Origin of the sequence: Streptomyces regalis (assembly GCF_001509475.1) — a bacterium.
GTDB classification, from domain to species: domain Bacteria; phylum Actinomycetota; class Actinomycetes; order Streptomycetales; family Streptomycetaceae; genus Streptomyces; species Streptomyces regalis.
Window position 1 is genome coordinate 21,071 of the sequence record NZ_LLZG01000081.1, and the last position, 13,367, is coordinate 34,437.

11 protein-coding genes are annotated in these 13,367 nt (G+C 69.4%); 9 read left to right on the forward strand and 2 right to left on the reverse strand.

Annotated features, from left to right (window positions below; genetic code table 11):
* The first annotated feature begins 8 nt into the window (after window positions 1–8).
* Window positions 9–317: a hypothetical protein gene (locus ADL12_RS13375; protein ID WP_244187886.1), complete on the forward strand. Its 309-nt coding sequence runs from the start codon at window positions 9–11 to the stop codon at window positions 315–317.
* A 20-nt stretch (window positions 318–337) separates the two neighbouring features.
* Here the strand turns inward: ADL12_RS13375 and ADL12_RS13380 are convergent, their stop codons facing one another.
* Window positions 338–775 (reverse strand): hypothetical protein, encoded by a 438-nt coding sequence (locus ADL12_RS13380; protein ID WP_062701909.1) that lies wholly within the window; start codon window positions 773–775, stop codon window positions 338–340.
* Window positions 776–885: 110 nt separating this feature from the next.
* Between ADL12_RS13380 and ADL12_RS13385 the strand changes: the two genes are divergently transcribed.
* Window positions 886–1,569, forward strand: a complete 684-nt coding sequence (locus tag ADL12_RS13385) for a hypothetical protein (protein WP_062701910.1) — start codon at window positions 886–888, stop codon at window positions 1,567–1,569.
* A 140-nt stretch (window positions 1,570–1,709) separates the two neighbouring features.
* Window positions 1,710–2,237 (forward strand): LppU/SCO3897 family protein, encoded by a 528-nt coding sequence (locus ADL12_RS13390; protein ID WP_062701912.1) that lies wholly within the window; start codon window positions 1,710–1,712, stop codon window positions 2,235–2,237.
* A gap of 50 nt (window positions 2,238–2,287) precedes the next feature.
* On the opposite strand, the gene ADL12_RS13395 is transcribed toward ADL12_RS13390, so the two are convergent.
* Window positions 2,288–2,506: a hypothetical protein gene (locus ADL12_RS13395; protein WP_159053155.1), complete on the reverse strand. Its 219-nt coding sequence runs from the start codon at window positions 2,504–2,506 to the stop codon at window positions 2,288–2,290.
* A 234-nt stretch (window positions 2,507–2,740) separates the two neighbouring features.
* On the opposite strand from ADL12_RS13395, the gene ADL12_RS13400 reads away from it, so the two are divergent.
* The 6 genes from ADL12_RS13400 (at window position 2,741) to ADL12_RS13425 (ending at window position 12,968) form a co-directional block, all read left to right on the forward strand.
* On the forward strand, window positions 2,741–3,394 hold the full coding sequence (locus tag ADL12_RS13400) for a hypothetical protein (RefSeq protein WP_062701915.1): 654 nt from the start codon (window positions 2,741–2,743) through the stop codon (window positions 3,392–3,394).
* 193 nt (window positions 3,395–3,587) lie between these two features.
* Window positions 3,588–7,994 (forward strand): toxin glutamine deamidase domain-containing protein, encoded by a 4,407-nt coding sequence (locus ADL12_RS57695; RefSeq protein WP_279617142.1) that lies wholly within the window; start codon window positions 3,588–3,590, stop codon window positions 7,992–7,994.
* 32 nt (window positions 7,995–8,026) lie between these two features.
* Complete coding sequence (locus ADL12_RS13410; RefSeq protein WP_062701920.1) at window positions 8,027–10,183, forward strand: SUKH-4 family immunity protein; 2,157 nt, start codon at window positions 8,027–8,029, stop codon at window positions 10,181–10,183.
* Window positions 10,184–10,247: 64 nt separating this feature from the next.
* Window positions 10,248–12,194, forward strand: coding sequence for a hypothetical protein (locus ADL12_RS13415; protein WP_062701922.1), 1,947 nt, complete (start codon window positions 10,248–10,250; stop codon window positions 12,192–12,194).
* The gene (locus ADL12_RS13420) at window positions 12,191–12,421 is read left to right on the forward strand and encodes a hypothetical protein (protein ID WP_062701924.1); all 231 of its coding nucleotides are present in this window, start codon (window positions 12,191–12,193) and stop codon (window positions 12,419–12,421) included. Before ADL12_RS13415 ends, ADL12_RS13420 begins: the two co-directional genes overlap by 4 nt.
* An 88-nt stretch (window positions 12,422–12,509) precedes the next feature.
* Entirely contained in the window at window positions 12,510–12,968 is a 459-nt protein-coding gene (locus ADL12_RS13425) for a hypothetical protein (protein WP_062701926.1), read from the forward strand.
* Window positions 12,969–13,367: the final 399 nt, after the last annotated feature.

Consider the following 13,367-nt stretch of genomic DNA (forward strand, 5'->3'; position numbering starts at 1 on the left):
AGCGGCCCGTGACTTCGGACACCCCGGCCACACCGACCACCACCTCCGAGCAGGCCCTCGCCATCGTGCGCAGCCGGTATGCGCAGCCCGAGCTGCCGGACGGCACCCCCGCCGAGCTGCGTGTCGAGGAGTTCGACATCGGATACCTGGTGTACGCGGTGTTCCCGCCTGTCACGGACGCCGCCGGGCGGCCGCAGCCCGCTCCGCCCGGCGGCAGCAAGATCGTGGTCGCCAAGGAGAACGGGGAGACCGTCACCGTCCCCAACTACCCGACCGAGGCTGCCATCGCGCTGTACCGGAAGCAGCGCCAGTCGTGACGCGTACGGCGTCTGCGTGATCAGTACAGCGAGAAGCCGCCGCTGTGCCGCCCTTGGTTCTTCTTCCCGGACTGCGAACCCTCGCCCTCCGACCGCCTCGGCTCGGACGACCCGGAGGAGGGGCCACCGCCGGCCAGCGGCTCGCCGTGCCTGACCTGATCGCGTTCCTCCTCCGACAGCGACTCCCACTGACCGCGCAGGGACGCCATGCCTCCGCCCAGGGCGCGTGACACCGCCGGGTCGTCCAGGGCGTCGCGCAGGGCGAGGCGGCCGGAGAGCAGCTTCTTGGCCGCGTCCTGCAGCTCCTTGCCGGCGCCTTCGGTCTCGGACAGCTTGCGCAGGGCGGAGTTCAGGGAACGGATCTGGTCCGGTTCGAGTGCCTCGTCGAGCACACCGCGTTCCGGCGAAGAGCCTTGCGGGGTGGGTGAGTTCGGTGAGTTCTCGGGCTTCCTGGTCATTCGCTTCTCCTCGACTCTCGACATCTGCAGTATCTCCCGTCGCACACGGATGCCATGCTGGGCCCCGCCAACCGAAGTGGAGAAGGACCGAGGAGAAGGACCGCATCGTCATGGCTCGGACGCAAGGCACAGGAAGCGGCACAGGCATCGACCGTTCCCTCACCGGCCTCGTCGGCGGAGCCTTCGGGCGCCTCGGGCGCGCGGGCGGGCTGGTCTTTCTGCTCGCGGGGCTCGTCCTGAGCGGATTCGGCGCGTACGAGGGGGCGTACGCGGCGGGTTGGGCAGGCACGCAGGGCACCCTGACGGTTCAGCAGTGCGAGGTGAGCTATCCGAGCAACGCCTCCCGCAGCAGCCGTAAGAACCGCCGGCCGGTCCGCTGCGAGGGCACCTTCGTGTCCCAGGATGGCAAGAGCACGGACTCCAATGCCGGGGTGCAGGTCAGGCGACGGTACGCGCAGGGCGCCGAGTTGGCGGTGCAGCAGGCGGAGCCGCCGACGGCGGAGGGCCAGGCGGAGCCGCCGACGGCGGAGGGCGCGAGGGATGCCGAGTACGTACAGGCCGGCATGGACCGGGCCTGGCGCTGGTTCGGCGCCTTCTTCAGTGGCTGGGTCCTCACGGGACTCGGCGTCTTCTGCCTCGCCACCGGGTTCGCGCCGTTCGGCCGGAGCCGTATCTCGTTCGACGCGGCATGGGAGGCGGCGGGGCGGGGAGTGACGCGGTCGGTCGTGATCGGGATGATCGGGGTGGGTCTTGTCGGCGCCGGGGTGGCGTTCCTGGTCAGTTACTTCTCCTGACACTTCTTCTGACACGTCTTCTGAACGGTTCCCACACAGCTCGCACCCGGTGGGCGGTCGGCTGACGCCGGAGGGTAGCGTGCGCTGGTCAACTTCGCGTTGATCTCCATCCGTTCAGCCAACCACGGGGTCTCCCAGGCATGTCTACGCCTCCACCGCAGTACCAGAACCAGCCGCCGTACGGGCAGCCGCAGCAGCCGTACGGATACCCGCAGCAACCTCAGCAGCCGCAGCAACCGCAGGCTCCGTACGGATATCCGCAGCAGCCGCAGCCTCCCCGCGGGCCGCAGCGACCGCAGCCGGGAGGTCTGATGCGGGCTGTGAAGTCCGCCGTCATCGTCATCGCGGTGGTCGGCGCCCTGGGCTACTGGGTCTGGGACTACAACACCAGCCCCACCGGCGGCAAAGCGAAGGCGGAGGCGTCGGAGTCGGCGGCTGCCGAGGAGGCCAAGACGCACGACCCCGAGATCGGCGACTGCGTCAAGGTCGCGGACCCGCAGGGCGATCCGCTGCCGACGATCGTCGACTGTGGCTCGCCCGAGGCCGAGTACAAGACGGGTGCTCTGCTCCCCGGCCAGGACAAGGAATGCTCGTCGCAGTACGACTACGGCATCCAGTACCGCAACAGCCGGGGCTTCGACTACACGTTGTGCTTCACCGAGGTCTGATCTGAAGGGGCTGAGCCGGCCTTCGGCTCACTGACCAGAACTCGAGAGAGTCAGGACAGCGCGTCCGCCAGCGACGCGCCCGCCGCCGCCAGAATGATCGCCATCATGGCCAGGCGGGTGCGTCCGCGACGCGCCAACTCCACGCTGAGACCGGCGGAAGCGAGACTCAGGCCGTACACCACGGTCCCCACGCCCACCTGCGTGCCGCTGCTGAGCTGCCCAACGATCACAACGAGGCAGACCAGCGCCACCAACGCCCCGGCGGCCATGAGCCCAACGCGAGCGCTCCGCGCCTGCTGCGACCGCTGCCTCGCGAACCCCGGATCCGGCTGGCTTGGGAAACTCGCCCTCAATTCGTCCACGCCGGGCGGGACTGCCGTCGGCGCTGGACCCGGATCGCCCTCGCCACCTCGCACCTGCGTCCGTACCTGTTCCCCGCCGCGTTCCCGGCCGTGCATCGTCATGAGGAGGGAGCGTAGGTCAATTCGCTAAGCTCACGCACCATGTTGCCTTCGCACACGTCCTCCCCCGAGCCGGACGCCACCGTCATACGGACCGGCCGCCGCGGCGCCATGACCGGGCTCCCCTGCTCCGTCCTGCTCATCGCGCTGGGCGCGGTCGGCGTCTTCGGCGCGGTCGTGGTTGCTACCGGGAACCAGAAGGGGGAGTCCAACCCGGCAGGGTTCGCGGGTCTCGGGTTCATGCTGCTGCTCGGTGTGCTCGGCGTGTTCCTCTTCATCGCCAACTGGGCGAACCGCCGCAGCCGGATCCTCGTCGACGCCACCGGCCTGTGGGTCGACAACGGCAAGCTGCGCAACGTCATCCCCTGGCAGGGTCTCGCCGGAGTCGGCCTGTACTGGAGCAAGTTCGGCAAGCGCCAGAAGGTCTACTCCCTGGAGCTGTTCCCCACCGGTCCCATCGACGTGGACGACCCGGTCCTGTGGACGTTGGTCCGCGACGAGGAACCGCTGCATCCCGACCTGCCCCGTCTGCGCTACCGCCTCTCCTTCCCTGCCCCCTGCCGTCAGGAGATGGTCTCGGCGGTCCAGCAGTACGTCCCGAACCTGTGGCTCGGCGAGTCCGAGCGCGCGGAGGGCCACGTCGGCCGACCCGACGTCAAGGGGCACCGACAGCGCACCCAGGGCCGTACGCAGTGAACGGCCGGTCTCGAACCACGCCACTCGGCACAACCGTGGGGGCCTGCAACGGACTTGTGACAGCAAACCCCTGAAGTCACCGGCAGGTGAGTCCGTAAACTTTGCGGACGGCTGTACTCCTATGTGATTTCCCTTGGCTGGAGAGGGAGCTGTACGGCCGTGCTGTCCGACGGGGGTGCTTTCTGCTGTGGCGATGATGTTGCCGGACGAGCTCGAGTGGGTCCTCGAGATGCTGGGCTACAAGTGGCCGACGGCGAACGAGGACAAGCTCAGAGACTGCGCCACCGTGTGGCGGGAGTTCGGCGAGAAGGTCAACGAGCTCCACACCACGGCGAACGGCGCCGCCCGCCAGGTCACCGCGCACAACGCCGGTGAATCGATCGACAAGTTCACCAAGACCTACGAGAAGTTCGACGGCGGAGGCGGCAACGACGGCTACCTCCGCAACGCCGCCGAGGCCGCCTTCCTCATCGCGAACGTTCTGGAGGCCTGCGCCTACCTCGTCGAGTTCGCCAAATGGGCGGTGATCGCCCAGCTCATCGCCCTGGCCATCCAGATCGCCGCCGCCGCTGCCGCCGCGCCCTTCACCTTCGGCCTGTCCTCGGTAGCGGGAATGGGCGCCACCCAGGCCGCCCGCCTCATCGTCCGACGCCTCCTCGACGAGCTCAAACAAGCCCTGATCGAGGCGATCATCGAGACGATGAAGGAACCCGCGATCTCCGCGATCGAGGCGATCATCACCGACCTCATCCGCCAGACCGTCAACGTCGGCTTCGGCGCCCAGGAAGGCTACGACGTCGGCGCCACCCTCAAAGCCGGCGGCGAAGCAGGCCTCGACGCCCTCAAGCAGAGCCCCCAGACCTTCGCCGAAGGCATCCGCGACAGCCTGGGCCAGAAGGCCGGCAGCCGGGCGAGGCATGCGGTCGACAGCCGCATCGACGGGTATGACGGGCCGTCGGGGCTGTCCGGGGGTGACATCGGCAGCGACTCCGGGCCGGGGAGTTCCGACTCCTCTTCATCCGACTCTTCTTCCTCGGATTCCTCGTCGTCCGACTCCTCCTCGTCCGACTCCTCCTCGTCCGATTCCAGTTCCTCCGACTCCTCTTCCTCGGACTCCTCCACGTCGACGCGTTCGAGCAACGGCATCCCCGGCGCGAACATAGGCAGCGGCATATCCGCCGACACAGGCGGCGCCGACATCCCCGCCCCCAACATCGGCGCGGGGCCCGACTCCGGCTCCGGGTCGGGCTCCGATTCCGGGAACTCGTCCTCGTCCGACAGCCCGTTCTCGAGGCCGACGCCCTCTTCAGGGCCGTCCCTGTCGGACTTCGACGACCCCTCGCCCGGCGGTCCCTCGTCCAACGGCTCCGACTCCAACGGTTCGTCCGGCACTCCGAGCACCTCCGGCCCCTCGCACTCCGGCGGCTCCCCCGTATCCGGCCTGTCGTCGCCGAGCCCGCAGTCCACGCCCACGTCCGGGGGCGCGTCGTCCGGTGGTACGTCGTCTTCTCCGGGGGGCGGTTCGATCGGCACCCAGATCGACGGGCTGGCCGCCAGCGCTCCCACGCAGTCCAACGCGGCACCGACGCCAACGACGGCCGACGCGTCCCCCTCCAGCTCCGGTGGCCGATCCGACGGCGGCTCGGCCATACCGACGTCGCCCACGGCGCCTTCCACCGGGGGTGCAGTTCCGGGTGGTGGGAACCACAGCCCGGGCGCCTCGGGCGGCGGTCCCTCCTCCGCCACGAGCCCGAATCCCAGCTCCGGTCCGGCGAGGAATCCTTCCGCCGGCACGCCCGGCACGCCCTCCGCCGCGGGGACGGGGCCCGCCTCCACGCCGAGCCCCACGCCACCAACAGCGCCTCGGAGTACGCCTGCTTCGACGCCGGACGGGCGAGTTCCGAGTGCGGGGGACAGCCGTACGCCGGGCACGCCTGCACAGAGCACGCCAGACGGTCGAATACCCACCCAGCGCCCCGGGAGTGCGACGCCGGGGGACGGCAGTACGGCACGGAACACTCCCGGGACGACGCCGGGCGACCGCACTCCGCCGCGCAACAACCCTGGGACCGCCACTCCGGGCGACGGCACCACGCCCCGCAACAACCCCGGGACCACAACACCGAACAACGGCACCACGCCCCGCAACACCACGGACTCGAGCGGCGGCAGCCGTACCCACACGCCGGGCCAGAACCCGAGTACGACCACCCCGAACCAGAACCCGGCCCAGTCGACTCCCCCCAGGACCGCATCGCCGTCCTCCAGCACTCCCACGACGACGCCGTCCACGTCGACACCGAGCAGCAATACGCCGAGCTCCTCGACGCCCAGCAACAGCACTCCGAACTCGTCGAACCAGCCCGGCCCCGCCACCCACAGCCCCACCACCCAGGGCACACCCGGCACCCCCAGCACCCCGAACCAGCCGAGCGCCGGTCCCACTCCCACGAGGCCACCCCACCAGCCCGCGGGCAGCACGCCGAACACTCCGAACCAGCCGGGCACGCAGCCCAACACCCAGCAGCCCCCAGCGAACCCCCCGAACCAACAGCAGCAGCCTCAGGTCATCCCGGTGCCGGTCCACCACGTGGTCACGACGCCGAACAACCAGCCCCAGCAGTCCACGCCACATCCCCCGAGCTCCACCCCCAACAACCCCAACCAGCAGGATTCCTCGGACAACCCGAAGCCGAAGGACCCGCCGACCCCGGCCTCGGAGACCCGCAATACCAACCCCCCAGGCGGCGTCACCGACCCCACCCGGGCAGAACAGGACGCCCTGGAGAACTCGGTCCCCCGGGACGAGAACGGCGACCCGACCCGACCGCCGAACCCAGCAGATGGCCGCTGGGTCGAGCGCATCAACGGCGAAGGACGGGACGCCCCCGGCCGCAACAACAACTGTGTCGATGTGGCCCTGTCCACGGTGGACACCTACGCGGGCAACCCCACGGCAGCGGCCAGCCGCACCCCCGACCTGGACGCCGACGGCAACCCCTCGGACCGCGGCGAGAAGGGCGGCCGCGACCGCATCGAGAACACGCTGGGCGCCCGCTTCAACGACATGGGCAACGGGCGCGACGCCTTCAACCGCCTGGAGAACACCCTCCGCAACAGCGGCCACGGCTCCCAGGCCGTGATCATCACGCAGGACGCCAACGGACGGGCGCACGCGTGGAACGCCGTCAACCACAACGGCAAGATCACGTACATCGACGCCCAGACGGGGCAGCAGAGCTCGAAGCCCCTGCACAGTGGGAACAACGGGGTCTTCGCGATTCCGCTGGACTCGAACCGACAGCCGGTGACGACCGACCAGCGCGCCGACGACGGTACGCAGCCGCAGCGGGAGGCCTCCGAGACTCCCACGGGCGCCGACCGCAGGGCGCCCGACGAACCCGCCGGAACCGATCCCGACGAGACGAAGGACTCCTGGGACGACGAGGGTGACAACACCGGTGACACGACGGGCAAGGACCCTGAGCGGCTGGGCTCCACACCGTTCGAGGAAGACCAGAAATCGGATCACCAGCACTACGGAGTCGCCGGCGACAAGGCACAAAGGGACTTCCGGGACCACCGGGACATCCGGCAGATCGACCTGGATCCGGTCTACGACACGCTGCGGGACTTCGCGAACAACGACAACGCCGGGTTGCGTGACCTGCTCGAGGGCAGCAGGGACGGTACGACCTGGAGCCGTGACGACCTCGCCAACCGCATCCCGGGCTTCAACGATCTGAGCCGAGGCCAGCAGGCCGCGACAGTGGGTGTTCTGGCGCGCCTGAGCAACGACTTCCACATGAACCAGGGCGTGGGCGCCAGTCCGTACCGTCGCGAGGGCGACCAGTCCGCTTACCGCTGGTCGGAGTCGGAGGACGCCACAGAGGCACGAGAGGCGCACCGGAAGCGCGACATAAATCGGCAGACGAACTTCCCGGGCAACGACAATGAGAAATACCGGGACTCAAGGGCCGCCGTCGCGGCCGCGAACGGAAAACCCTTCTCCGAGGTGCGCGGCTCCGACTCCCCGTCCGCCAACCCTGCACAGCGCACCCGCCACTACCTCGACCGGACCTACTCTGCAAGCGTGGCCGATCAGATCGTAGAAGCCGCCCAGGACATGAAGCCGAACTTCCTTGGGCGTAATTTCGCGGTCATGGAGGTGTACGACCCGGACACCAAACAGACCCACTACGTGGCCGACAGTTCGTTCAACTACGTGGGGCCACGACCCGACCACTCCGAACCGCACTTGGGCGGCTGGATCGAACGCCTCAACGAGGACCGCGCGGCCAAGGGGCAGAATCCGCTCGTCCCCGCCCACCTGTATACGGAGCGGGAGCCATGTGGCCACCCTTCCGAGTCGAAGGGGCACGCGGACTGCGGAGGCTATATCCGCGCCTATCTGCCGGAGGAGATGGGTACGACCTACGCCACGGCTTACCGAAAAGGCGAACAGGTCGAGCCGTTCGTTCCCAGCAAGAACAGACCCAATGCGATGCAGGCTATGGAAGTCGATTTCCAGGATCACTTGAACAAGGTCGCCGATATTCTTAAGGCGTACGCCTTGCCGACGCCAACAAGCCCTGCATAGAGAAGACCCGACGGTAGGAAAGACCTGACGCAATGAGTACCACCCCGAACCCGGATGAAGTCACGGCAGAACTCGCACTGAACCGTGCGCTGCGGTGGATCGACCGGCCTCGCGAAACCAGCGCCTGGCTGTGGATCGGCGGGCGCGCGGGCAGCGGCAGAACGGCGCTGCTGCGCGAGGTCGTTACCCGCCACCCAGCCGCGGTTCACGTCGACTGCACCGGCAGGTCAGCGGAGGAGGTGGCCCGGGAATTGGCGACGGCCCTTGGCATCCCCGCCACCGACTCCTTCGACAATGACATCGCCGCCGTGGCCGGCCAGATCAAGGGCGACCCCGTGGTCGTGCTCGCGAACACGCAGTGGGCGGGCCGGCTGCGCACCTCGCGCGAACCGGAGCGTGTGCTCGATCAGGTGACGCGGGCGCTGATCACGTTCCATCCGCGCGGGCTGCGGATGCGCCTGCTAATCGAGGTCGACGATGCCCCGGGCAGGGCCGACGAGTTGGGCGGGCGGCATCTGACCCTGCAGGGGGGCTTCGAGAGCATGCCCGCCTTCGCGGAGCCGGACGAGGATGCCGCCCTGTCATCTGCCCTTGATGCGCTGGCGTTGGCCGAGCACCGTTTCGTTCCCCTCCCCGTGTGGTCCCTGCTCTGCTCCGCCCTCGGCCAAGACTTCCCCGAGTCCCGGCTGGAGTCGCTGCTCGGCGACCCGGTGGCCGGGGACTGGATCCACCGGACGGACGACGGGACCGGCACTCCCCTGGTCTCCTTCAAGCAGGAGGCAGCGGCCCGGCATCTGCGTACGCAGATGCCCGCCGAAGAGGCCAGGTCCTGGCACGCGCGCGCAGTCACCGCCCTGTCGGCCGCAAACACACCCGAGGCCGCACGCTGGTACGCCTACCGCGCCCTGGCCGGTCACGCAGCCGCGGCCGGCCAGTTCAACGCGTTCCTTGAGGACACGGCAGCGGTCGCCGGGGTCGGCCACGAGTCGCTCTTCGAAGGGTTCGAGGCCGCGTTCCATACACGGCCCATCCCGCAGGGGAGCGCCGGAGCCCGCCTCCACTACATGGCGCGCCGTGGCGTTCAGCCGTCGTCCCACGGTGAGTGGCTGGCGCTGCTGCACCTGACCCTGATGCAGGCCGGGCCGACGCAGGAAGCAGCCGCCGACCGGCTCCTGTCGGCGGCCGGCCCCGTCACCCTGCCCTGGCGGACCCTCTGGGCCGAAGGCGTCGGTGCCGGCGTGTTCACCACGGACGCAGTGGTCAGCCGCCCCATCGTCCAGACGCCCCGGATCGTGCACACCCCGACCGGCGATGTGGTCACAGCTCGCACACGCCGCGAACACATCGGCACCTGGGACCTGGCCACGGGCGCGCCCCGTCCCGAGCCCGATGAGACCGCGGACACGTCCGGCACCACGCAGGCGGATCAGGGACCTGGAGGGTGGCGCCCTGACGGAGTCGTCGACGGCGAAGTGGATCTGCCTCGCATGCCCGAGTACATCCGTCGAGCCACGCGCTCGGGCCATCACATCGCTCTGGCCACCGTGGACGGATTCTGCGTGGTCGAGATCAACCAGAACGCCGGACACGAGAACGCACCAGGCCTCCTCACGCGCCTCGTGAGCACCCAAACGCAGCTTGCCCGGGCCGACCTGCCCGCCCAGGCCCTGGCCCCCACGACCGATTGGCTGACGGACATCTTCGGATCCGCGGCGGTCAAACGGTTCCCGCAGGAGACCCTGCCGGACACCCTCTCCGACAGCAGCGCACGCGCCTTCCTCTCCGAAGTCGGCTTCCCCTGTGTCACCGGCCTCCTCGAACTCGACACCACCGGCCTCGAGGACACCGGCCTGCACCCCGTTGCCGAACCCTTCGGCAAACCCGACGAGACCGGGACCACGTACTTCTCCCTCGGCGTCTGGCAACGTGCGCGACTCCTCCTCGACGGCCGCGACGGGCGCGTGCTGCAGGACGGCTGGTCGGGGATCGAGGACGAGCTGGCCGGAAGCAGTCTCGCCCAGTTCGTCGCGATGGTCCGCCTCTACTTCTGGTGGCGCGCCTCCTGGTGGTCGATCGAGGACACGGAGTCGGACCTACGTCACTGGCTGAACCTCATCGACCCCGAGGCCTACCAGACACAGGGATGGCAAAGGGTCTTCGAGGACTACAACTTCGACGACCGGGTCTGACAGGACCGCTGCCATAACATCGACGACAACGCGAAGTCTGCTGGAAGGGCGGAAGACGGGATCGATGACCGCCGCAACCGATGGCTACATACCGCACCCCTACGTAGGCGGACGCTCGGCTGCGCTGCGTGCGCTCACGGCATGGCGTGCGGAAGCGCCGGGCGCACCACGTGTCCTCGTCCTCACCGGAAACCCCGGAAGCGGATGCTCACGGCTCCTCGCCGGATTCCTCATGCTCTGCGATCCGGAGTTCCGCAATCGGTTGCCACTTCGGGAGTTGGACCCCTCGACGGTCCCGCCCGAACTGCCCGCACCCGTGGTGCCCGCACCGACCGGGCGGACGGCGAGCCAGGTCCTGTGGCTGATCGCCGACCATCACGAACTGCGGGCGGCGAGTGCCGCTGACGTGTTCTCCCAGCTGGCTTCCCTCGACCAGCCGACGACCATCGTCGTGCCCGACGTGGACCGGGCAGGACCGGTGCGCGCGACGGGGGAGCCCGCACGCGTCGTCCGGGAAGTGCTCGCCCCCCTCGCGGCCGCGGAGACCGTCCGCCTCCTGGTTGACGTGCCGCGTCCCTTGGCCCACGAACTGGCCGCCGGGCTGCCGACCGGCGCGGTGCGCATCATCGATCTCGACGAGCCGGAGTGGGCCGATCCCGAGAGCCTTGCCCTGCACGCGGACACGGCGCTGAACCCGCAACTCGGGGCTCCCCAATTGCCCTTCACCGCTGACCCCGAGGTCCGTCGTACGCTGGCGGCGGCCATCGGCCGCCGGGCCGGGACGAGCCAGCTCGTCGTGCAGCTCGCAACACGCAGCGTGCTCATGGCCCCCGACCGCGCCGCCCCGTCCTCTGATCAGCTGTTGCCCGCTTCCGTCGGCGAGGCCCTGGATCTGCACTCCCTCAGGGTCGACGGTGATCCGCAGACTCTCCGGTTGATACTGACGCCACTCGCCCTCGCCGAGGGCCAGGGGCTGCCGTCGGACCTCTGGGGACGCCTCGTGACCGCGGTGGCCGGCCAGGACATGACCGGGACGATGACGCAGGCCGCGGCCCTGGTCAGCCCGTTTCTCCAGCCTGTGGACAGCGAGGACGGCCGTACGCTCCTACGGCTCCGGCACCCGGCCGTCGGCGACGAGGTCCGTGCGGGCCTGCCGAGCGTGCGTACCACCCAGGCACGCATCGCGGCGGCGCTGCTCGATGCCGTACCCGATCAGGACTGGAGCAAGGCCGACCCGTACGTACGCGACTACGTCGCGGGCCATGCCTTCGAAGCCGGTCTACTCCCGCAGCTCCTCACCGATCCCGGCCTGTTCGTGTACGCCGACCCCGTGCCCCTGCGCGCGGCCGTCGAGGCCGTCCCTCGCGACGCGCTCGGCGCTCCGGCCCGCACGTACCTGCGCGTCGCTCCTCTTCTCACCCGCACCCAGGCACCATCTCGACTGCGCGCGGCGTTGCTGGAGACCGCCTTCATCGAGGACGGTCTGCCCGAGTACGCAGCCGCCGTGCACGGACTCGGCCTCGATCTTCCGTGGCGGACGCTGTGGAGCCTGCCGCTGACGGGCATCAGCGCGGTGACGGTCGGTACGTTGCCCGGGGGCGACGGAGAGCCCCACACTCCCGTGGCGGCTTTCGCCGTGCCCGAGGGCACGGCCGGTGCCCATCCGGTCGGCGACGGCTCCGCACTGGTCGTGCATGGCCTCGTCCAGCCGGTGGACCTCGCCGGTGCGTCGCCCGAGCAAATCCTGCTCCTTTCCGAGGAGGAGCGGGTGGCGGCCCCGCTCATGCTCAGTCGCGGCGCCGACTACGTAAGGGTCTGGGACCGCGGCGGCGAGGCTCTCGTGACCGAGTTGCTCTCGGAGACGCCCTACGTCGGCTCCGACCTGTCGCCCGACGGCGTTCTTCTCGTCGCGACCGAGCGCGGGGCGAGGGCCCTGCGGATCACTGCGGCGGGCTCCGGCGATAGCCTCATGGCCCGCGTCCCCGACCCCCGCGAAGGAGCCCCCGCGTGACCACCCAGGAGCAGGCGCTCGCCACGGCCGACCGTTGGCTCAACCCCGACGGCTCGGATGCTCCGCGCCGCGAAGTCAGGTCCAAGGAGTTCGACCTGGGCTGGGTCGTATGGGCCGCGCCCGCACCACTGGAGCGTGCCCCGGAGACCGGGCAGCGGAGGCCGCCCTCCGAGATCGGCGACGCATGCGGGGTCGTGGACCGGCAGACCGGCGAGCTGACGGTCTGACCGTCGGTGCCGGTCGACGAAGTCGTACGGATGTACCGGCAGAAGCACGTCGCCGAGGAAAGGGCCGGAGGAGGAGGACCGCATCGTCATGGCTCGGACGCAGGGCACGGGAAGCGGCACAAGCGTCGACCGTTCCCTCACCGGCCTCGTCGGCGAAGCGTTCGAGTGCCTCGGGCGAGCGGGCGGACTGGTCTTTCTGCTCGCGGGGCTCACCCTGAGCGAATTCGGCGCGTACGAGGGAACGTACACGGCGGGTTGGGCGGGCACGCACGGAAACCTGACGGTGCGGCCGTGCGAGGTGAGCTACCCGAGCAACGCCTCCCGCAGCAGCCGTAAGAACCGCCGGCCCGTCCGCTGCGAGGGCACCTTCGTCTCCGAGAACGGAAAGAGCACGGACTCCAATGCCGGGGTGCAGGTCAGGCGACGGTACGCGCAGGGCGCCGAGTTGGCGGTGCAGCAGGCGGAGCCGCCGACGGCGGAGGGCGCCGACGGCGGAGGGCGCAAGGGATGCCGAGTACGTACAGGCGAGCCGTATCCCGTGCTGTAGTCCTGGACGACAGCACCGGTGCCGCCATCGAGCAGCACGCGACCGCCGGTCCATTCGGCCAGAGAGTAGAAGGGGCCCTTACTCTCCGGAGGATGCCCATACGCCCGCCGAACGAAGAGATGCCCGCCGCAGCCTCCAATTTTCCAAGATATCCGGTGAGTTCAGCGGTTCGCTCGGTGGCGCATGGCGTTTCCGTGTCCACGAGTCTTCGCCATTTCTGCACCCTTCTCTGCCTGTACCACGAATTCCTGACAAGCCCTTTCTTGCCAGCAGGTCTGAGCGATCCGGATAGTCGGCAGTTCCTGACCAGCATCGGTTGGCCCCACTTGTCGAACCAACCGCCGAATAACCGGGCCCGGTCCGTCAGACCCGGTCGTCGAAGTTGTAGTCCTCGACAAC